This is a genomic window from Polaromonas sp. YR568, from assembly GCF_943372955.1.
Taxonomy (GTDB): domain Bacteria; phylum Pseudomonadota; class Gammaproteobacteria; order Burkholderiales; family Burkholderiaceae_C; genus Polaromonas.
In genome coordinates, this window is record NZ_CALSAL010000001.1 from 1,104,715 (window position 1) to 1,124,199 (window position 19,485).

General features: G+C 63.9%; 20 protein-coding genes. 15 read left to right on the top strand and 5 right to left on the bottom strand.

Annotated features, from left to right (window positions below; all coding sequences use genetic code 11):
* Positions 1-648 (bottom strand): heme exporter protein CcmB, encoded by a 648-nt coding sequence (ccmB, locus tag AAG793_RS05255; protein WP_341905432.1) that lies wholly within the window; start codon positions 646-648, stop codon positions 1-3.
* A 68-nt stretch (positions 649-716) separates the two neighbouring features.
* The gene (gene ccmA / locus AAG793_RS05260) at positions 717-1,340 is read right to left on the bottom strand and encodes a cytochrome c biogenesis heme-transporting ATPase CcmA (RefSeq protein WP_341905002.1); all 624 of its coding nucleotides are present in this window, start codon (positions 1,338-1,340) and stop codon (positions 717-719) included.
* Positions 1,341-1,560: 220 nt separating this feature from the next.
* Here ccmA and AAG793_RS05265 point away from each other — a divergent pair, with 220 nt between their 5' ends.
* The 9 genes from AAG793_RS05265 to pufA all read left to right on the top strand — a co-directional run bounded on the left by AAG793_RS05265 (position 1,561) and on the right by pufA (position 11,069).
* Positions 1,561-2,844 (top strand): Coenzyme F420 hydrogenase/dehydrogenase, beta subunit C-terminal domain, encoded by a 1,284-nt coding sequence (locus AAG793_RS05265; protein WP_341905005.1) that lies wholly within the window; start codon positions 1,561-1,563, stop codon positions 2,842-2,844.
* A 185-nt stretch (positions 2,845-3,029) separates the two neighbouring features.
* Entirely contained in the window at positions 3,030-3,932 is a 903-nt protein-coding gene (locus AAG793_RS05270; RefSeq protein ID WP_341905008.1) for a polyprenyl synthetase family protein, read from the top strand.
* 61 nt (positions 3,933-3,993) lie between these two features.
* The gene (locus tag AAG793_RS05275) at positions 3,994-5,214 is read left to right on the top strand and encodes a methyltransferase (protein ID WP_341905011.1); all 1,221 of its coding nucleotides are present in this window, start codon (positions 3,994-3,996) and stop codon (positions 5,212-5,214) included.
* A 94-nt stretch (positions 5,215-5,308) separates the two neighbouring features.
* A complete protein-coding gene (bchC, locus tag AAG793_RS05280) occupies positions 5,309-6,256 on the top strand; it encodes a chlorophyll synthesis pathway protein BchC (protein WP_341905012.1) in 948 nt (315 codons plus the stop codon).
* A 22-nt stretch (positions 6,257-6,278) separates the two neighbouring features.
* Positions 6,279-7,265, top strand: coding sequence for a chlorophyllide a reductase iron protein subunit X (locus AAG793_RS05285; protein ID WP_341905015.1), 987 nt, complete (start codon positions 6,279-6,281; stop codon positions 7,263-7,265).
* A gap of 6 nt (positions 7,266-7,271) precedes the next feature.
* A complete protein-coding gene (gene bchY, locus AAG793_RS05290; RefSeq protein WP_341905018.1) occupies positions 7,272-8,816 on the top strand; it encodes a chlorophyllide a reductase subunit Y in 1,545 nt (514 codons plus the stop codon).
* The gene (gene bchZ / locus AAG793_RS05295; protein ID WP_341905021.1) at positions 8,816-10,300 is read left to right on the top strand and encodes a chlorophyllide a reductase subunit Z; all 1,485 of its coding nucleotides are present in this window, start codon (positions 8,816-8,818) and stop codon (positions 10,298-10,300) included. The genes bchY and bchZ overlap by 1 nt, the downstream gene beginning before the upstream one ends.
* Positions 10,301-10,454: 154 nt before the next feature.
* Positions 10,455-10,598, top strand: a complete 144-nt coding sequence (pufB, locus tag AAG793_RS05300; protein WP_341905023.1) for a light-harvesting antenna LH1, beta subunit — start codon at positions 10,455-10,457, stop codon at positions 10,596-10,598.
* A 270-nt stretch (positions 10,599-10,868) separates the two neighbouring features.
* Positions 10,869-11,069 (top strand): light-harvesting antenna LH1, alpha subunit, encoded by a 201-nt coding sequence (gene pufA, locus AAG793_RS05305; protein WP_341905026.1) that lies wholly within the window; start codon positions 10,869-10,871, stop codon positions 11,067-11,069.
* Here the strand turns inward: pufA and AAG793_RS05310 are convergent.
* Positions 10,981-11,223, bottom strand: a complete 243-nt coding sequence (locus tag AAG793_RS05310) for a hypothetical protein (protein ID WP_341905461.1) — start codon at positions 11,221-11,223, stop codon at positions 10,981-10,983. The two genes, pufA and AAG793_RS05310, sit on opposite strands and share 89 nt — an antisense overlap.
* Between AAG793_RS05310 and pufL the strand changes: the two genes are divergently transcribed.
* From pufL to AAG793_RS05340, 6 genes are all read left to right on the top strand, one after another.
* Positions 11,222-12,046 (top strand): photosynthetic reaction center subunit L, encoded by an 825-nt coding sequence (pufL, locus tag AAG793_RS05315; RefSeq protein WP_341905029.1) that lies wholly within the window; start codon positions 11,222-11,224, stop codon positions 12,044-12,046. The two genes, AAG793_RS05310 and pufL, sit on opposite strands and share 2 nt — an antisense overlap.
* A 55-nt stretch (positions 12,047-12,101) precedes the next feature.
* Complete coding sequence (gene pufM, locus AAG793_RS05320; RefSeq protein ID WP_341905033.1) at positions 12,102-13,082, top strand: photosynthetic reaction center subunit M; 981 nt, start codon at positions 12,102-12,104, stop codon at positions 13,080-13,082.
* Complete coding sequence (pufC, locus tag AAG793_RS05325; RefSeq protein ID WP_341905036.1) at positions 13,079-14,194, top strand: photosynthetic reaction center cytochrome PufC; 1,116 nt, start codon at positions 13,079-13,081, stop codon at positions 14,192-14,194. The genes pufM and pufC overlap by 4 nt, the downstream gene beginning before the upstream one ends.
* Positions 14,195-14,260: 66 nt before the next feature.
* A complete protein-coding gene (locus AAG793_RS05330) occupies positions 14,261-15,001 on the top strand; it encodes a hypothetical protein (protein ID WP_341905038.1) in 741 nt (246 codons plus the stop codon).
* Positions 14,994-16,529 carry a 1-hydroxycarotenoid 3,4-desaturase CrtD gene (gene crtD, locus AAG793_RS05335; RefSeq protein WP_341905040.1) on the top strand — a complete coding sequence of 512 codons (1,536 nt, stop codon included), beginning with the start codon at positions 14,994-14,996 and terminating at the stop codon, positions 16,527-16,529. Before AAG793_RS05330 ends, crtD begins: the two co-directional genes overlap by 8 nt.
* A gap of 47 nt (positions 16,530-16,576) precedes the next feature.
* Positions 16,577-17,431, top strand: a complete 855-nt coding sequence (locus tag AAG793_RS05340) for a carotenoid 1,2-hydratase (protein ID WP_341905043.1) — start codon at positions 16,577-16,579, stop codon at positions 17,429-17,431.
* A gap of 10 nt (positions 17,432-17,441) precedes the next feature.
* On the opposite strand, the gene AAG793_RS05345 is transcribed toward AAG793_RS05340, so the two are convergent.
* Positions 17,442-18,275 carry a formylglycine-generating enzyme family protein gene (locus AAG793_RS05345; RefSeq protein WP_341905046.1) on the bottom strand — a complete coding sequence of 278 codons (834 nt, stop codon included), beginning with the start codon at positions 18,273-18,275 and terminating at the stop codon, positions 17,442-17,444.
* A gap of 66 nt (positions 18,276-18,341) precedes the next feature.
* Positions 18,342-19,481, bottom strand: coding sequence for a phytoene/squalene synthase family protein (locus AAG793_RS05350; RefSeq protein ID WP_341905048.1), 1,140 nt, complete (start codon positions 19,479-19,481; stop codon positions 18,342-18,344).
* Between the last annotated feature and the right edge of the window lie 4 nt (positions 19,482-19,485).

A 19,485-nucleotide genomic window follows, 5' to 3' on the forward strand; every position in this document is an offset into this window, starting at 1 on the left:
TCACTCCACCGAAATACGCAGCGCCGCTGCAACCGCTGCCGGGGCGCCCGCCAGACTGAGCACGAGCATGGCGCCCAAAAGAGAAAAGTGCCCGGCCACGCCCAAACCAGCGTTGTAAGACTCCACCGCGCCGGCACCAAAGATCAACACAGGAATGTAGAGCGGCAGGGTCAGCAAGGCAATCAACAGCCCTGCGCCGCGCAAGCCCACTGTGAGTGCCGCCGTCACCGCGCCCACCAGACACAGCACCGGCGTGCCGACCAGCAGCGACAGCGTCAGCACCATCCCCGCCCCGGCCGACAAACCGAACTGCAGCGCGAGCAGGGGCGTCATCAGGATCAGCGGCAGACAGGCCGTGACCCACTGCGCGGCAATCTTGCCCAGCACCAGCAGCGACAGCGGCTGCGCCGACAACAGCAGTTGCTCCAGCGTGCCGTCCTGATGGTCGTCGGCAAACAGGCGCGGCAGCGCCAACAACAGCGCCAGCAAGGCCGCCACCCACAGCACGCCCGGCGCCATGCGCCGCAGCAGTTCAGGCTCAGGCCCCACACCCAGCGGAAACAGACTGGAAACCATCACGAAGAAAAACAGCGACGCCAGGGTGTCGGCGCGGCGGCGCATGGCAATGCGAAAGTCGCGCATGAACATGCAGCGCGCACCCGCCAGCCAGCCCACGGCGCCGGGCGCGGCCGGCATCACCGGGGCAAACGAGATCATCACAGCGCCAGCACCTGTGTCGGCACGCCCGGCAGGGGGGTGCCCTGGTGGCTGGTCAGCACCACCGTGCCCGAGCGCGCGAGATGGTCTGACATCAGCCCCTCCAGCCAGGTGGTGGCAACCGCATCGAGTGCGTTGAAGGGCTCATCGAGAATCCACAGCGGCCGCTGCACCCCCATCGCCAGCCGTGCCAGCGCCGCGCGGCGCCGCTGTCCCTGCGAGAGCCGCCGGGCCGGGCCATGCTCAAAACCGCGCAGCCCCGCCGCCTGAAGCGCGGCGAGCGACTCCTCGCGCCCGGCTGCAGTGCCGCCCAGCGCGCAGGCGGTTTCAAGGTTTTCGAGCGGGCTGAGGTCGTCTTTCAGGGCCGCAGCGTGGCCCAGGTAAATAAGCTCCCGACCAAACTCCTCGCGCAGCTCGCCCACCGGCTGGCCGCGCCAGAGCACCTGGCCATCGGTTGGCGGCAACAGGCCGCAGAGCATGCGCAACAAGCTGGTTTTGCCCGCCCCGTTCGCGCCCTGCACCCGCAGCAGCTGCCCCGCAGGAACGCGGAGATTGAGGCGGCCAAACAGGACCCTGCCGCCGCGCACGCAACTCACACCGTTGAGCGCGAGTTCGGCGGTCATGCGGGTACCGCCGGGGGGCAGAACCTCGTCACGCGAACACAAAAATCGGAGAAGCAAGAAAGCACAGGCTATGCGGGCAATCGCCCTGAATGGACACTGACACGTTGCACAGATCAACAAGGCGTGCCGGGCGTTGAGGTCAACTGGCCCACACATACTGTCAACTTTATGTGACACTTATATCATCAGAATCGCGCAGCCAAAACCCAAAAAACCCTGAATGCCCCCTCTCTTGCCTCCTGACAGCACCGCCGCCGGGTTCATTCAGCCGACCCTGCCACCGGCCCCGCCCCGCCACTTCTGCACCGACTGCGGTGTCTCCCGCACAGCCCAGCCCAAGCGCTGCGGGCAGGCCTGCCAGTTCATCCAGCCGGACTACCCGGTGCTTGAAACGGCGGTGCATGGCCGCACACGGCGCCTGCCCGGGCAATCCGTGGATGCTCCCGCAGAACACAGCACGGACGAACTGTTCTTCGGGCCGCACGAGCGCATGTTGCAGGCCGCGCTGGCCAGGCCGCTGCCCGGCGCCCAGTGGACCGGCATCACAACCCGCATCGCTGAAAAGCTGCTGCAAAACGGTGAAGTCGATGCCGTGCTGGCCATGGCGCCCCACCCGGACGACCCGTGGCGGCCGATGCCAGTGGTGGTGACGCGGGCCGAAGACATGGCCCGCTGCCGCGGCATGCGCATGGGTTACGCGCCGCTGATCGCACTGGTCGAGCCGGCGCTGCAGCAAGGCTACAAGCGCCTCGCCGTGATTGGCATCCCCTGCCAGATTTACGCGCTGCGCGCGCTGCAACCCGAGCTGGAGCGCGAACACGGCCTTGAAAAGCTGTTTGTCATCGGCACGCCCTGCTCCGACAACACCACCACCGAGCGCTTTCACGAGTTCCTCGCGCTGATTTCCCCGCACCCCGAGGACATCACCTACCTGGAATTCCGCGCGGACTACCACGTCGAAATCCGCATGCGCAGCGGCGAAGTCAAGGCCCTGCCCTTTCTCAGCCTGCCGCTGTCGCAGCTGCCGCCCGACTTCTTTCCGATGACCTGCCGGACCTGCGTGGACTACACCAACACGCTGTCGGACATCACCATTGGCTACATGGGCGGGCAAGGCCAGCAGTGGCTGCTGGTGCGCAATGCGCGCGGCCAGCATCTGCTGGAAACACTGGGCGATGAGGTGGTGGTGAAAGCGCCTGGCAGCGCTGGCAGCCGCGCTGGCGCGGTGAAGGGCTTTCTAAAGAACGTCGAACGTGCCGCAGGTGGTTTGCCGCTACGGCGCATGCCGAACTGGCTGCGCCCGTTGGTGAGCTGGCTGATGCCCCGCATCGGCCCGCGCGGGCTGGAGTTTGCCCGTGCCCGTGTCGAGATGAAGGCACTGGAAACCATGGTGCACCTGCAGCGTGAAGAACCCGCGCGCATCAAGACCATGGTGCCTGAGCATGTGATTCACTTGGTGCGGCCGTATGGCTTGAAGCCCGAGGCAAGCACCACACCGAAATAGACCCTGAAACGGGCCCGCGAGTAAACCCTAGGTTCAGAGGCAAGTCGCCCGAGAATCGAACACAAGCGCCGCAACCCCTGAAAATTTAATTGTCAAACTAAATTGACAAACTAAAGTGTCATGTTAAATTGACACCAGTGATTGTCCCATGTTGCAGACAGTCACCCCACTTTGGCGGGGGCTTCATGAGCATGATGACACGCATTGAGCAGGCGCTCTCACAACCTTTCATGGTGGCTGACAGCGCTACCGCCCCACCCCGATTGATGGCCGCCATGCGGCATGCGGTGTTCCCCGGTGGCGCGCGCATCCGCCCCCAGCTGTGCATTGCGGTGGCCAAGGCCTGCGGCGAAGACGCACCCGACCTCACCAACGCAGCGGCCGCCAGCATCGAGCTGCTGCACTGCGCCTCGCTGGTGCATGACGACATGCCCTGCTTCGACGACGCCGACACGCGCCGCGGCCAAACCACCGTGCACAAGCAATTTGGCGAGCCACTGGCTCTGCTGACCGGCGATGCGCTGATCGTACTGGCCTACCAGACACTGGCGCGCGCTGGTGCACGTCACCCGCATCGCCTGGCGCGCCTCCTGATGACCGTCTGCGAAGGCACCGGCACACCCGACGGCATCGTGGCCGGACAAGCCTGGGAATGCGAGCCACGCGTACAGCTGGGCCGCTACCAGCGGGCCAAGACAGGCGCGCTGTTTGTCGCCTCCACCTGCGCCGGTGCGCAGGCCGCTGGCACCGATCCAGAACCGTGGCGCCGTCTGGGCGATGCCCTGGGTGAGGCCTATCAGGTGGCTGACGATATTCGCGATGTGATGGGCGCCGATCAATTGGGCAAGCCTGTGGGCCAGGACGCTCAGCACGGCCGCCCCAGCACCGCAGCAGATCTCGGCCTGCTGGGTGCGGTGGACTACTTCCGCAAGCTGATCCAGAGCGCCGTGCAGTCGGTTCCCGCGTGTGCCAGCCGCGAAGCCATGCAGCAGCTGGTGCTGCATGAATCAGAGCGCCTGCTGCCGCAAAGCGCGTGCGACCAGATCGCCGTGCAGCACGCCGCCAGTCAGCGCCGTGCCGTGGCCTGAAGCACTCAGCCCACCACGCCACCATTGATCACCTGACCCAGTGCGCCCCGCTGAAGCCTCAGTGAATACCTCGACCAAGCACACGCCCGCTGCCGCGTTCACGCCGCCGGCAGCAACTCCCGCCTCATGGCGGGAGCGCCTCGATACCCGCATCGATCAATGGATGACCAGCCCCTCGCTCTACCGCTGGGCGCTGGGCAACCCGGTCGGGCGCTGGATCACACGTCGCCGCGCCGATGCGCTGTTCGAAGTGATGGCGGGCTTTGTGCACAGCCAGGTCCTGCTGGCCTGCGTGCGACTCGGCCTGCTGGAAAAAGTCATGGCAGCACCTGCCACGCTGGACGCACTGGCAACCCACACGGGCCTTCAGGCCGAGGCACTGCAGCGCCTGCTGGACTCTGCTGTTGCGCTGCGCCTGCTGGACCGCCGCACCGGTGGTCGCTATGGCCTGGGGGCGCTGGGCGCACCAGTGGTGACCCATGCCGGCCTGCGCGCCATGATCGAACACAACGCGCTGCTCTACGAAGACCTGCGCGACCCGCTGGCACTGATGCGGCAGCCCGAGCAGGCCAGCATGCATGCCTACTGGCCCTATGCGGCTGATACGGCCGCTGCACCCGGCCAGCCGGGCGCAGCAGGGCCAGGCAGTGCAGCAGCACACCCCTCGGATCAGGTGGCGCGCTACTCCGAATTGATGTCGAGCTCACAGCGTTTCGTGATTGAAGAGCTGCTCGCCTCCTACCCGTTCTCACGCCATCGCCGCGTGCTGGACGTGGGCGGTGGTCAGGGCGGCTGGGTGATGGAACTGGCCCGGCGCGAGCCCTCACTGGAGCTGATGCTGTTTGACCTGCCAGGTGTGGCCGCGATTGCACGGGAACGCATCGCACAGCATGCGCTGGCCGATCGCATCACCGTGTACGGCGGCAGCTTCACGCAGGATGCGCTGCCTGCAGGCGCCGATCTGGTCACGCTGCTGCGGGTGGCCCACGACCATCCGGATGACGTTGTACGCACCGTTTTAAAGGCCATCTATATGGCTTTGCCATCTGGCGGCTCGCTGCTGCTTGCCGAGCCGATGGCGCAATCCGATGCCGACTCACCGGGTAAACCCGCGGTCAGCGACCCTTATTTTCACTTTTACCTGCTCGCCATGGGTTCAGGTCGTCTGCGCACCGCAAAGGAGCTCAGCAGCCTGATGTCGGAAGCCGGATTTACTGGAATTCGCGCCATTGCCAACCCCATGCCCCTTCACGCTGGCCTCTTAATCGGTCAAAAAAGTTAGTTTTCTAGGTGTTTACCCTTGAAAGTCACCCTATTTTCGATAAAAGCGTCAATTTGATTTGACACTTATCAATGTCAACTAAAGAATACAACTCATGAAAGCTTCTGCGATAGTCTTCCAAAATCCTTGCACCCTGACGGTGCAGCAATTGGAAATGCACAGCGCAGTGGCAGGCGATCTGGAAGTCCAGGTCAGCTTCAGCGGCATCAGCACCGGAACCGAGCGTCTGCTGTGGGACGGTAGCATGCCAGCCTTCCCCGGCATGGGCTATCCGCTGGTTCCCGGCTACGAAACCGTCGGGGTCGTCACCCGGGTTCATGCCGACTGCGACATCCAGGTGGGCGACACCGTCTTCGTCCCTGGCTCCAAAAGTTTTGAAGGCGTGCACAACCTCTTCGGTGGCAGTGGCTCCCACCTGGTGGTTCCACACAACCGCGTGGTCCGTGTGAACGCCGAACTCGGCGCCGATGCCGCCCTGCTCGCGCTGGCCGCCACTGCTTATCACAGCGTCGCACTGGGCGGTACCCGCGCACCGGCTGCAGCACCCGACCTCATCATCGGTCACGGCGTCATGGGGCGCCTGCTGGCCCGCCTGACCGTTGCTGCCGGCATGCCTGCCCCGACCGTCTGGGACACCACTGCCGCACGCCGCGAAGGCGCTGAAGGCTACAGCGTGATCCATCCGGACGAAGACACCCGCAAGGACTACGCAGCGATCTATGACGTGAGCGGCGACGCCGGCATCCTTGATCGCGTCATTCCCCGCCTGGCTCCTGGAGGCGAGGTGGTGCTGGCCGGCTTCTACAAACAAAACATTTCCTTCGCCTACCCACCGGCCTTCATGCGCGAAGCGCAGATCCGTGTGGCCGCCGAGTGGAAACGGGCCGACCTGCTGGCAGTCACCGAGCTGGTGCACGCCGGCCGGTTGTCACTGGATGGATTGATCACGCATACCCAACAACCCGGGCATGCACACCAAGCTTACGAGGTGGCCTTTGGCGACCCGGAGTGCCTCAAGATGGTTCTGGACTGGAGACACTGAAATGACAACTTCGAGCGGCAGCATGCAAACCGTTAAATTTGTGGAGCAACTGCGGCGCGAAGCATCCCAGGAGCCCACGCCCGTCCACACCGGCGAGGCCACCAAGGAAACGCAGATCATTGCCATCTACGGCAAGGGCGGCATCGGCAAGAGCTTCACGCTCGCCAACCTCTCTTACATGATGGCGCAGCAGGGCAAAAAAGTGCTGCTGATTGGTTGTGATCCCAAGAGCGACACCACCAGCCTGCTCTTCGGTGGCCGCGCCTGCCCCACCATCATTGAAACCAGCAGCAAGAAAAAACTCGCCGGTGAAGCGGTCGCGATTGGCGATGTCTGCTTCAAGCGCGACGGCGTCTACGCCATGGAACTCGGCGGCCCTGAGGTCGGTCGCGGCTGCGGCGGGCGCGGCATCATCCACGGCTTCGAGCTGCTTGAAAAACTGGGCTTTCATGAGTGGGGCTTTGACTACGTGCTGCTCGACTTCCTGGGCGACGTGGTGTGCGGCGGCTTCGGCCTGCCGATTGCCCGCGACATGTGCCAGAAGGTCATCGTGGTCGCTTCCAACGATCTGCAATCGCTCTACGTCGCCAACAACGTCTGCAGCGCCGTCGAATACTTCCGCAAACTCGGCGGCAACGTCGGCGTGGCCGGCATGGTGATCAACCGCGACGACGGCACCGGTGAGGCGATGAACTTCGCTGAAGCAGTTGGCATCCCGGTCCTGTCAGTCATCCCGGCCGACGACGACATCCGCCGCAAGAGCGCCAGCTACGAAATCATTGGCCGCCCTGAATCCGTCTGGGGTCCGATGTTCGCCCAGCTCGCCGAGAACGTGGGCAACTCCACGCCGATGCGACCCAAGCCGATGACGCAAGACGAACTGCTCGGTCTGTTCTCCGCCTCGGCTGTCGGCCGCGATGTGGTGCTGGAGCCTGCCACGCAGTTCGACATGTGCGGCAAGACCGAAAACATCAAGCCGACCCTCGAAGTGGTTTACGACGAAGTCTGATTCACCATGAACACCGGCACCATTCCCATCATCCCCGTCAAGGCCACCACCGCCATTGAAGGCGATGGCATGGGTTGCCACGCCGGCGGTGAAACACTGCTGGCCGCCGCCAAATCGACTGGCAAAAGCGAAGTGCTGGCACAGTACGCCGCCGACTACCCGAAGCGCGAGAACGCCGGCCCGCACGACCAGCCGCAGAGCATGTGCCCGGCCTTCGGTTCACTGCGCGTTGGTCTGCGCATGCGCCGCACCGCCACCATCCTCAGCGGCTCGGCCTGCTGCGTGTATGGCCTCACCTTCACCAGCCACTTCTACGGCGCCCGCCGCAGCGTGGGTTATGTGCCCTTCAACAGCGAATCACTGGTGACCGGCAAGCTCTTTGAAGACATCCGCGAAGCAGTGCATGCCCAGGCAGATCCGGCCAAGCTCGATGCCATCGTCATCATCAACCTGTGTGTGCCGACCGCCAGTGGTGTGCCGCTGCAGATCCTGCCCAAAGAGATCAACGGTGTTCGCATCATCGGCATCGATGTACCAGGCTTTGGCGTGCCGACCCATGCAGAAGCCAAAGATGTATTGACTGGCGCCATGCTGAAGTACGCCCGCCATGAAGTCATGGCCGGTCCGGTGCCTGCACCCCGCCAGGCGCGCTCGGACAAGCCCACTATCACGCTGCTCGGTGAAATGTTCCCGGCCGATCCGATGATCATTGCGCAAATGATTGCGCCCATGGGCATTGCTGTGGGCACAGTCGCCCCGACCCGCGAATGGCGCGAACTCTATGCCGCGCTCGATGGCGCTGCCGTCGCAGCCATTCACCCCTTCTACACTGCCAGCATCCGTGAGTTTGAGGCGGCTGGTCGCCCCATCGTCGGCTCGGCTCCCGTCGGCGTCGATGGCACGCACGACTGGCTTGGCGCGGTGGGCCAGACCATGGGCATCTCACAGGCCCTGATTGACGCAGCGCGCAACCAGTCGCTGGGCGCCATCCGCGGCGTACTGTCGCAACAGAAAATCAAGGGTCGTATCACCCTCAGTGGCTACGAAGGCTCTGAACTCCTGGTGGGTCGCCTGCTGGTCGAGTGTGGCGCCGATCTGCGCTACGTCGGTTCCGCCTGTCCCGCCACCCCGTGGAACGCGCACGACGCCGCATGGCTCAAGTCCAAAGGCGTGCAGGTGCAGTTCCGTGCTTCGCTGGAAGACGACCTCAACGCACTGCACGAATACAAGCCGCAGCTGGCCATCGGCACCACACCGGTGGTACAGGCTGCCAAAGAGGCCTGCGTGCCAGCGCTCTATTTCACCAACCTGATTTCCGCCCGTCCGCTGATGGGTGTGGCTGGCGCCGGCTCGCTGGTGCAGGTGATCAACGCCGCGATGGGCAACCAGGCGCGCTTTGACACCATGAACGCCTTCTTCGGCGGCGTTGGTCAGGGCGACAAGGCCGGCGTGTGGGAAGAGGTTCCCCAAGCCTTCCCGGACTTCCGCAAGGAAATGAAGCGGCAGAACGAGAAGCAGGCCAAGAAACGCAAAGCGGAGGAAATGGGCTGATGCTAGTCCTCGACCACGATCGCGCTGGCGGCTACTGGGGTGCCGTGTATGTGTTCACAGCCATCAAGGGCCTGCAAGTGGTCATTGACGGCCCGGTGGGTTGCGAGAACCTGCCAGTGACCAGCGTGCTGCACTACACCGACGCCCTGCCACCCCATGAGTTGCCGATTGTGGTGACTGGTCTGGCTGAAGAGCAGCTCGGCCGTGAAGGCACCGAAGGCTCGATGAAACGGGCACACGCCGTGCTCGACCCTGAACTCCCTGCTGTGGTGGTCACAGGCTCCATCGCCGAAATGATCGGTGGCGGCGTGACCCCTGAGGGCACGAACCTGATGCGCTTTTTGCCGCGCACCATCGACGAAGACCAGTGGCAGTGCGCCAACCGCGCGATGTTCTGGCTCTGGAGCGAGTACGGCATGAAGAAAGTGCCGGCGCGCAAGCCCATGAGCGAACGCGCACCGGGCGAGAAACCCCGCGTCAACATCATTGGCCCCTGCTACGGCACCTTCAACAGCCCGAGCGACCTCGCGGAAATCCGCCGTCTGGTGCAAGGCATCGGCGCCGAGATCAACATGGTCTTCCCGCTGGGCAGCCATGTGTCCGAAGTGTCGCGGCTGGTGGAAGCCGATGTGAACATCTGCATGTACCGCGAGTTCGGCCGCATGCTCTGCGAGGCGCTGGACCGCCCCTACCTGCAGGCCCCGATTGGCCTGCACAGCACCACGAAATTCCTGCGCAAGCTGGGCGAGCTGCTGGGCCTGGATCCGGAACCCTTCATCGAACGCGAGAAGCACACCACCATCAAACCGGTGTGGGATCTGTGGCGCTCGGTCACCCAGGATTTCTTCGCCACTGCCAGCTTTGCGGTGGTCGCCAATGAAACCTACACACGCGGCCTGCAGAACTTCCTCGAAACCGAAATGGGTCTACCCTGCCGCTTCGCCGTGTCACGCATTCCAGGTGGCAAGACCGACAACGCGGCAGTGCGCGAGATGGTGCAAACCAAGACCCCGCTGATCCTCTTTGGCAGCTACAACGAGCGCATGTACCTGGCAGAAGCCGGCAGCACCGGCCCGATGCGTGCGGCCTTCATTCCGGCCTCGTTCCCGGGCGCCATCATCCGCCGCCACATCGGCACACCGTTCATGGGTTACAGCGGCGCCACTTACCTGATTCAGGAAGTCTGCAACGCGCTGTTTGATGCCCTGTTCCACATCCTGCCGCTGGGCACCGACATGGACAAGGTCGAGCCGACCCTATCACGCATCCAGGGCGAAGCGGCCACTCCATGGGAAGACAAGGCACAAGTGCGGCTGCATGCCCTGGTGTCACAGCAACCCGTGCTGGTGCAGATTTCAGCGGCCAAGCGGCTGCGCGACCAGGCGGAGCAGCAGGCGCGCGAAGCCAAAGACCCGGTCGTGACGGAAACGCACGTGACCGAGGCTGGCAAAACCATGGGCATGGCCCTGGGAGAGCCGGCATGAACGCACACACGCAGGGTCTACAGACCACACCGAATTTTGTTCTGGCGCTGACCCGCCAGTCCTACCCCATTTCGTGGCAATTTGCTACGGACGCCCAGGCTGCGCGGGCTGCGCGCAGCACAGGCCTTTTGGCCTTTTGAAAAGGAGCATTCGTATGTCAACTCGGACCTCAATTTCCGGCCTGACGGACGAGGAAGCTCAGGAGTTTCACACGTACTACATCCAGGGTTTCCTGGGCTTCACGGCGATTGCTGTGGTGGCTCATATCCTGGTGTGGATGTGGAGACCCTGGCTCTAAGTTCGGTTCCCTTGCATGAATGGAGAAACTGCCATGAACGACGTGTCTTATTCCTCGACTAAGCCATCCCACCGGGTTGACAGGCTCACGCTTGTCCTGATCTTTGCCCCGTGCTTTGTACTGCTGCTGTCCCTTGCTGTTCTCGGCCAACTGGTCGGAATGCACTGGCAGACGTGGCTACCAGGCGCTGAGCACAAGAGCAGCATCTTCTCGGGCGTCCATGCTGCGGTGTACACACTCATGTCTCATATTATTTAAGGAGAAAAGATCATGTGGAGAATTTGGCGACTTTACGACCCGCTTCGGGCGATGGTAGTTCAAGGTGTTTTTCTGTTTGCACTGGCAGCGATGATTCACCTCATCTTGCTGAGCACAAACAAGTTCAACTGGCTCGACGGCCCGAAGAAAGCAACGGCAACGGCTGCGCAAAACGCACCAATGCCTGCAGCGACTCCCGCGGCGAAGTCCTGACCTTCAGGCGAAGTGCAGATGCTGCACTGCGCCTTGGCCGGCGCAGCATCTGCTCTTTTTCCGGTTCCCTCCGGAAAAGACGATTGATTTGACAAGTTAGAAAAGCAGTTTGCAGCAAGTGTTCATCACTCAAGCGACAGGAGAGTTTCACCATGGCCATGCTTAACTTTGAAAAAAAATACCGGGTAAGGGGTGGCACCCTGGTCGGCGGTGACCTGTTCGACTTCTGGATGGGCCCTTTTTATGTTGGTTTCTTTGGCGTGACGACCGCGTTCTTCGCGTTGCTCGGCACCGCCATGATTCTCTGGGGTGCCTCGCAAGGGCCGACCTGGAATCTCTGGCAGATCAGTATTGCCCCCCCTGACCTTTCCTACGGCCTGCGCTTTGCGCCGCTGATGGAAGGCGGCCTGTGGCAGCTGATCACCGTTTGTGCGATTGGCGCGTTCGTCTCATGGATGATGCGGGAGGTGGAAATCTGCCGCAAGCTCGGCATGGGTTACCACGTGCCAGCAGCGTTCGGCGTGGCCATCTTCGCGTATGTGACGCTGGTGGTGATCCGGCCCATCCTGCTGGGCGCCTGGGGACACGGCTTCCCCTACGGCATCTTCAGCCACCTTGACTGGGTGTCCAACGTGGGCTACCAGTACCTGCACTTTCATTACAACCCGGCGCACATGATCGCCGTGAGCTTCTTCTTTGCCACCGTGCTGGCGCTCTCGCTGCACGGCGCGCTGGTCCTCTCAGCCACCAACCCGAAAAAGGGTGAGGTCGTGAAGACGCCCGAGCATGAAGACACCTTCTTCCGCGACATCATCGGCTACTCGGTCGGAACACTGGGCATTCACCGCCTGGGCCTGTTCCTGGCACTGGCTGCGGTGTTGTTCAGCGCACTTTGCATCGTCATCAGTGGTCCCTTCTGGAGTCGCGGATGGCCTGAATGGTGGGGCTGGTGGCTCAATATGCCTATCTGGAATTGATCAGACCACAACGCACCGTCTAAGCATCATCTACGCATAGGCTAAGGAGACTCTCATGGCTCAATACGAAAACCTCTTCACTGCTGTGCAGGCGACAGGGCCGCTGCACCACGGCATCCCGCTCGGCCCCGGCAACGACAAACGCTTTGGCGACACCCCTGCCATCTCTTACTGGCTGGGACGCATCGGCAACGCCCAGATCGGACCGGTGTACCTCGGCGGCATGGGTGTGGCTTCGCTGATCTTCGGAACGCTCGCGTTCAACATCATCGGCCTGAACATGCTGGCCTCGGTCAACTGGGATCCGATCCAGTTCATCCGGCAACTCTTCTGGCTGGCACTGGAGCCACCGGCACCGGGCAACGGCCTGGGTCTGGCTCCGCTGAACCAGGGTGGCTGGTGGCAGATCACCGGCCTCTTCCTGACGATCTCCGTACTGCTCTGGTGGGCGCGAACCTACCGACGGGCCCGAGCGCTGGGCATGGGCACCCATGTCCCCTGGGCGTTTGCTGCAGCCATCTGGCTTTTCCTGGTGCTTGGTCTCTTCCGTCCGGTGCTGATGGGCAGCTGGGGCGAGGCGGTACCGTTCGGCATCTTCCCGCACCTTGACTGGACGGCTGCCTTCTCGCTTCGCTACGGCAACCTGTTCTACAACCCGTTCCATGCGCTGTCGATTGCCTTCCTGTACGGCGCCACCCTGCTGTTCGCCATGCACGGCGCCACCATCCTGGCGGTGAGCCAGTTCGGCGGTGAACGCGAGATCGAGCAGATCGTGGACCGCGGCACGGCCTCTGAGCGTGCAGCCCTCTTCTGGCGCTGGACCATGGGCTTCAATGCCACCATGGAATCCATTCACCGCTGGGCCTGGTGGTTCGCCGTGCTGTGCCCGCTGACTGGCGGCATCGGCATCCTGCTCACCGGCACGGTGGTGGACAACTGGTACCTGTGGTCCATGAAACACGGTGTCGTGCCCCCTTATCCGGAAATCTTCCCGGCCGTGATGGACCCAGCCCTTAGCCCAGGAGTCAAACCATGATGCGAAACACCTCACCCATCACACGCGGCTTGCAGCTGCTAGGTTTGTCCTCCCTGCTTTTGCTGAGTGCCTGCGAGCGCCCGCCGATTGACAGCGTGCAGCACGGCTACCGCGGAACCGGCATGGTGCAGGTGTACAACCCGCGCCTGCTGGAAGAAAAAACCGCAGAAAACCAGGTGCCCAAAGCGCTGGATGCGGCTTCTGCTGAAGGCCCGAAAGCCGGTCAGGTTTACCAGAACGTCAAGGTGCTGGGCGACCTCAGCGTTGGCGAGTTCAACCGTCTCATGGTGGCCATGACCAACTGGGTCTCGCCTGCGGAAGGTTGCACTTATTGCCACAATCCGGCCAACTTTGCCGAAGACAGCAAGTACACCAAGACCGTGGCCCGGCGCATGGTGCAGATGACGCAGCACATCAATGCCGACTGGAAGCAGCACGTGGCTGCCACTGGCGTGACCTGCTACACCTGCCACCGCGGCGAGCCCGTGCCGAAGGCGGTCTGGTTCAAGTCAGACCCCCAGCCGTACGGCAGCAACTTCATCGGCGACAAGGCTGGCCAGAACTCACCGGCAGACAGCGTCGGTCTGGCATCCCTCCCCAACGACCCGTTCACGCCCTTCCTGCTCGAAAGCAAGGAGATTCGCGTCAATGGCACCACCGCCCTGCCCTCTGGCAACCGCCAGTCGATCAAGCAGGCGGAATGGACCTACGGGCTGATGGAGCACATGTCCTCGTCTCTGGGCGTGAACTGCACCTACTGCCACAACACCCGCTCATTCTCGAGCTGGGAAGGCGGCCCGCCACAACGCGTGACGGCATGGCACGGCATCCGCATGGCACGTGACCTGAACAAGGACTACATGGAGCCGCTGACCGACACCTTCCCGGCCAATCGCAAGGGCGAAACCGGTGATGTGGCCAAGCTCAACTGCGCCACTTGCCACCAGGGTGCCTACAAGCCACTGAACGGTGCCTCGATGCTCAAGGACCACCCCGAGCTGGGAAGCCTCCCCGCTGCGGCAGCCCCTGCCGCCGCAGCACCCCTGACGCCAGCCAACGTAGCGACTGCCGCCGCAGCCGTCGCGCCGGCACCCGCACAGGCCAAGCCGTAGCGAGTCGTCAACGACGCCGTCACCCGCAAGGGTGCGGCCCAACTGACGGGTCCGCCGGCCCACCCCATGCAAGCCCCCTCACCGGATGTCATCGCGGTGTCGGGCTTTATGGCGGTGGTCCTGGCGGATTACCTTCGTCCGCACCAGGCATGGGGCTGGATGCGTCTGGCCCAGGGCACAGGCGCCATCAAGGATTTACCCGGTCTGCGGTTTGCCAAGGTCATGGGCAGCGGCCATGGGGGCGGCTTCAGCCTGCGGCCCAGTGCCTCTCATCAGGGGCTGATCACCGTCTTTGAGCAACGTGCCCAGGCAGAGGATTTCCTCACCGGGCCATACGTCACCGCCGGCCGCGAACGCTCGCGAGAGTGGTGGTCTGCGATTCTCGCCATCGATTCTGCGCGTGGTGAGTGGGACGGGCAGGTATTCACCAGCACGCCGCATGCTGCAAACGACAGCGAAATCGCGGGCGATGCTGAGCCAGCACTGGCCGTGTTGACCCGCGCCAGCATTCGACCCGCAAAAGCAATGGCCTTCTGGCGCTTTGCCCCTGCGGCGCAGGCCGATCTGCAAACCGCGCCCGGCTGCATACTGGCCATGGGCCTCGGTGAAGCCCCATTGGTGAGGCAATGCACCTTCAGCCTGTGGCGCGACACCCCCTCGATGCTCGGCTACGCACATGGCGGCGCCCATCAAACAGCCATCGAGGCAGCCTACAAACACGGCTTCTTTTCGGAGTCGCTGTTCATGCGCATGCGTGTGCTGCACCAGCAGGGACAGTGGAAAAATCATGAGGCAAGCCATGGCTGAACATCACGTCATCGTCATCGGCGCCGGCATGGGCGGACTGGTGAGCGCCCTGCAACTGGCCAGGCAGGGCCTGGCGGTCACCGTAGTCGAGGCGACCGATGGGCCGGGCGGCAAGGTGCGCCAGTTGAACGTGGGCGGCGCGCTGATTGACAGCGGCCCCACCGTGTTCACCATGCGCTGGATCTTCGACCAGATCTTCCAGTCGGTCGGCACCACACTTGAAGCCGAATTGAAGATCACGCCCCTGCCGGTACTGGCCCGCCACTTCTGGGAAGACGGCTCGTCGCTCGACCTGTTTGCCGACCCCGCGCGTTCCCTCGCAGCAGTAGCGGACTTTGCAGGCCCGGCCGAGGCGCAGCGCTTTGAAGACTTCTGTGAAGCGGCACGCAAGACCTATCAGGCGCTTGAAGGTCCGTTCATCCGCTCATCGGCGCCTACGCTACTGCAGATGCCGGCACGGCTGGGTGTGGGCGGGCTGGGCGCGCTGATGGACCTAGGCCCCATGCGCAGCCTCTGGCATGCGCTGGGCCGCCACTTCAAGGACCCGCGCATGCGGCAACTGTTTGCACGCTATGCCACTTACTGCGGATCGTCTCCGTGGGAGGCGCCAGCCACGCTGATGCTGATCGCGCAGGTCGAGCTCGACGGCGTGTGGGCGGTTCAAGGCGGCATGCACGCGCTGGCCCGGAGCCTGGCACGGCTGGCCAAGGCGCAAGGTGCAGGATTCCGTTACGGCACAGCCTGTCAGCAGATTCTGCTGAAGGATGGCCGGGTGTGCGGCGTGCGCCTCGCGAACGGGGAAGAACTGCAGGCCGACCGCGTGGTGTTCAACGGCGACATCGCTGCACTGCGCACCGGATTGCTGGGCGCTGCAGTTCGACCGGCAGTGCCTGCGAAGGCTGCGCCACGCTCGCTGTCGGCAGTGACTTGGTCAATGAATGCAGTCACATCGGGCCTGGCACTGGACCGCCACAACGTTTTCTTCAGGCACGACTACGCCAGTGAGTTCAACGACATCTTCGGCGCAGGTCGACTGCCCCAAGAACCCACGGTCTATGTCTGCGCGCAGGACCGCGGCGCCGGCGAGTCACCTGCCCCGCAGGCTGCAGAACGCCTGCTGTGCCTCGTCAACGCACCGGCCCACGGCGACGGCCACACCATCACTCCGGAGGCACTCGACGCATGTCAAACCACCAGCTTTTCCCTGCTGCAGCGCTGCGGCCTGAACATCCAGCCAGACAGCCCGACACAGCGCACCACGCCAGTGGACTTTCACCGGCTGTTCCCGGCGACGGGCGGAGCGCTGTATGGCCAGGCCACTCACGGGTGGATGTCGGCATTCGCGCGGCCGGGAGCGCCAACGCCGATCAAGGGCCTGTTCCTGGCCGGTGGGAGCGTGCATCCGGGGCCCGGCGTGCCGATGGCAGCGATGTCCGGCCAGCAGGCGGCCGCGGCCGTGATGGCCAGCCTCGCTTTGACCAGGCGGTCCCCTCCGGTGGCTATCTCTGGTGGTATGTCGATGCGCTGAGCGACGACGGCCAGTGGGGCCTGTCGATCATCGCCTTTGTGGGCAGCGTGTTCTCGCCCTACTACGCCTGGGCACGGCGTGGTGGCAATGCCGCGCAGCCCGCAGCAGACAACCACTGCGCACTGAATGTCGCGCTCTACAGCCGCCAGGCCAAGCGCTGGGCCATGACGGAGCGCGGCCAGCGCCACTGCAGCCGCAGCGCCGTGGAGTTCAACATCGGACCCAGCCAGTTGCAGTGGGATGGTCGCTCGCTCATCATCCACATCGATGAAGTCTGCATGCCGATTCCGTACCGCATCAAGGGCCGGATCCGGCTGGAGCCGCGCCAGCTGTTCAACTTCAGCACGCCGCTGGATGGCGCCGGAAAGCATCGCTGGGGACCACTCGCGCCGCATGCGCGGATTGATGTCGATCTCCAGCACCCCGCCCAGCGCTGGAAAGGCCACGCCTACCTTGACTCCAACGAAGGGGACGAGCCGATTGCCAACGCTTTCACCGAATGGGACTGGTCACGCAGCCAGATGAAAGACGGCAGCACCGCAGTGCTTTACGACGTCGAGCCCGAGACGCCCGCCCAGCGCGGACAGGCTTCAAGCCCGGCCAGCGCAGGCAAGGTGCTGGCCTTGCGCTTTCAGCCGAACGGCGAGGTCACCCCCTTTGAGCCGCCGCCCACGCAACACCTGCGCCGCACCTTGTGGGGCATCAACCGCCGCATGCGCAGCGACGGCCCGGTGGAGGTCAGCCAGCAACTGGAAGACACGCCTTTCTACCAGCGCGCAGTGCTGCAAAGTACCCTGCTCGGTGAAACCGTGTCGAGCTTTCACGAAACCCTGAACGTGCCACGCCTCGTGTCACCGGTGGTTCAGGCCATGCTGCCCTGGCGCATGCCGCGGCGCGGCTAGGGCACGCTTATTACCGGCTGGCCGCCGGCAAGCTCACCGCGCAGCGAAAGCCGATGTAAACCACGGCCGTGTTGGCTGGCTTGGTCTGTACGTGGTTGTCCTGCATGCTGGCCGCGCCGTACCACCAGGAGCCACCCCGGGTGCGCTTTTCGGTGCCGGGGCCGCTGTCGACCCACTCCCAGAGATTGGCGCCCATGTCATGCAGACCGTTGACCCCGACCCGCGTGCTGCCCGCCACCGCATGGCCGCGTCCGCGTGAGGTCACCGCCTCGGGCACGGTGGCCACGCTGCCGCAATCGCCCAGGCAGTTAGCGCCCATGGGGCTGTCGCCGGTCGGGTAACGGTAGGTCTGGCCCTTGCTGAAGCCGGCGGGCGGTGCATCGCGGTGCTCCTTGTAGGCGGCGAGGCCCCACTCTGCATCGGTCGGCAGTCGTTTGCCCGCCCAGCGGCAAAAGGCCTCGGCCTCGCCGTGAGTCACATGCGCCGCAGGCTCGCCATCGCGCCCCGGTTTGCCATACGGTGAATGCCAGACCCAACCGGCGCGCTGTTCCCAGCCCGCTTCGTAGGTGCTGCCACCGCCGCTGCGCTCGGCTTGCGTCACCGATCCGGTGGCCTGCACAAACCGGCGGAACGCGCCAATGCTGACCTCGGTGCGGTCGATGGCGAATCCGCTGATGGACTGCATGCCTTCAGGCACAGCCTGCGCACGTGCGGCCCCGCTTTGGGTGATCGCTGCCAGCCACAGAAAGAAAAAGGCAGCAGTCAATGCGTGGCGCACTACTTGAGTGGGCGGCGAGATGGCGAGGGCAATTTCAGGGCAGATGACAAGGCGTGTTGGTTTCATCACGACATCATGCCGAGGCTGAAAAATCCGTCGATTCAGCAGGGATTTACACCTGCTGCGGGGCAGTCAATGCAGGCCGGGTTGGGCCGGGAAGTAGGCGCTGCGCACATTGGCGCGGCCCTGGCGCAAAGCCGCTTGCCGCTCGAACAGCTCCAGCATCCACTCAGCACGCTGGCCGAGCGAGCGGTGTGGAATGCCTGCATGGGTGGGCTGCTGGGCCGCTTGATGCTGCAGGCGCTCACTGGCCTCGGTGCAGTGCTGCACCAAATAACGGATCGCATCCACCGGCTCAGCCGCTGCCGTGGCCGCGTCGGTCGGGCTCATCCATGCGGACTGCAGCCAGGCCGAAGCCAGCAGCGTGAGCTTGCGCGAAGACGCCACCACCGCCCGGCGCTGCACCGGGTTCATGCCTTCGCGCCGCAGCTGCACGCCGATCTCGGCGTAAATCAGGCGCGCTGCCATGATGGCCGAGCGGCAATCGCGCGGCAATTCGGCAATGCCTTGGGTGGACTGTTGGTACAGGCGGTCAGCTTCAGCGAGCAGACGCTCCACCACGCTTTCAAGGGCGGGAGAACACACCGGGGCCTGCAGCCAGGCATCGGCATCAATTCCGGCTTCGTGCAACCACTGCCGCGGCAAGTACAGGCGGTCGTTTCGGGCGTCATCACCCACATCACGGGCGATGTTGGTCAGTTGCATCGCCAGGCCCAGTTCGCAGGCGCGGGCCATGGCATGCGCGCTGCGCACCCCCATCAGCCAGCACATCATGGCGCCCACGCTGCCTGCCACGCGGGCGGCATAGGCATGCACTTCTTCAATCGTCTCGTAGCGCCGGGCCTGTGCATCCCAGGTGAAGCCCTCCAGCAGGGCATCGAGCAGCGGCCTCGGCAACTGGTACTGATGAACCACTGCGCTCAGCGCCCGGTCTTCCACCAGTGGCTGCGGGCGGTCAGCGTAGATATCGTCGAGCCGCTTCGAGAGCTGGGCCAGGCTGTCGGACGGCGATACGCCCTCGTCGACCAGATCATCGGCGACACGGCAAAACGCATAGAGCGCAATGCTGGCGGAACGCATGCGCGGGGGCAGCAGGCGACTGGCTGTAAAGAAAGTGCGCGAGCCGGTGCGCATCATGCGTACGCAGGCATCAAGGTCACGCTGGTGGTGGGCCGAAGACAGGTCAGGCGAAAAGTAGGAACGCTGCGTCATGAAC

Coding starts and splice junctions, on each gene's coding strand:
- ccmB (WP_341905432.1), bottom strand. CDS start 648: ATGTTCATGCGCGACTTTCGCATTGCCATGCGCCGCCGCGCCGACACC.
- ccmA (WP_341905002.1), bottom strand. CDS start 1,340: ATGACCGCCGAACTCGCGCTCAACGGTGTGAGTTGCGTGCGCGGCGGC.
- AAG793_RS05265 (WP_341905005.1), top strand. CDS start 1,561: ATGCCCCCTCTCTTGCCTCCTGACAGCACCGCCGCCGGGTTCATTCAG.
- AAG793_RS05270 (WP_341905008.1), top strand. CDS start 3,030: ATGAGCATGATGACACGCATTGAGCAGGCGCTCTCACAACCTTTCATG.
- bchC (WP_341905012.1), top strand. CDS start 5,309: ATGAAAGCTTCTGCGATAGTCTTCCAAAATCCTTGCACCCTGACGGTG.
- AAG793_RS05285 (WP_341905015.1), top strand. CDS start 6,279: ATGCAAACCGTTAAATTTGTGGAGCAACTGCGGCGCGAAGCATCCCAG.
- bchY (WP_341905018.1), top strand. CDS start 7,272: ATGAACACCGGCACCATTCCCATCATCCCCGTCAAGGCCACCACCGCC.
- bchZ (WP_341905021.1), top strand. CDS start 8,816: ATGCTAGTCCTCGACCACGATCGCGCTGGCGGCTACTGGGGTGCCGTG.
- pufB (WP_341905023.1), top strand. CDS start 10,455: ATGTCAACTCGGACCTCAATTTCCGGCCTGACGGACGAGGAAGCTCAG.
- pufA (WP_341905026.1), top strand. CDS start 10,869: ATGTGGAGAATTTGGCGACTTTACGACCCGCTTCGGGCGATGGTAGTT.
- pufL (WP_341905029.1), top strand. CDS start 11,222: ATGGCCATGCTTAACTTTGAAAAAAAATACCGGGTAAGGGGTGGCACC.
- AAG793_RS05310 (WP_341905461.1), bottom strand. CDS start 11,223: ATGGTGAAACTCTCCTGTCGCTTGAGTGATGAACACTTGCTGCAAACT.
- pufM (WP_341905033.1), top strand. CDS start 12,102: ATGGCTCAATACGAAAACCTCTTCACTGCTGTGCAGGCGACAGGGCCG.
- pufC (WP_341905036.1), top strand. CDS start 13,079: ATGATGCGAAACACCTCACCCATCACACGCGGCTTGCAGCTGCTAGGT.
- AAG793_RS05330 (WP_341905038.1), top strand. CDS start 14,261: ATGCAAGCCCCCTCACCGGATGTCATCGCGGTGTCGGGCTTTATGGCG.
- crtD (WP_341905040.1), top strand. CDS start 14,994: ATGGCTGAACATCACGTCATCGTCATCGGCGCCGGCATGGGCGGACTG.
- AAG793_RS05345 (WP_341905046.1), bottom strand. CDS start 18,275: ATGAAACCAACACGCCTTGTCATCTGCCCTGAAATTGCCCTCGCCATC.
- AAG793_RS05350 (WP_341905048.1), bottom strand. CDS start 19,481: ATGACGCAGCGTTCCTACTTTTCGCCTGACCTGTCTTCGGCCCACCAC.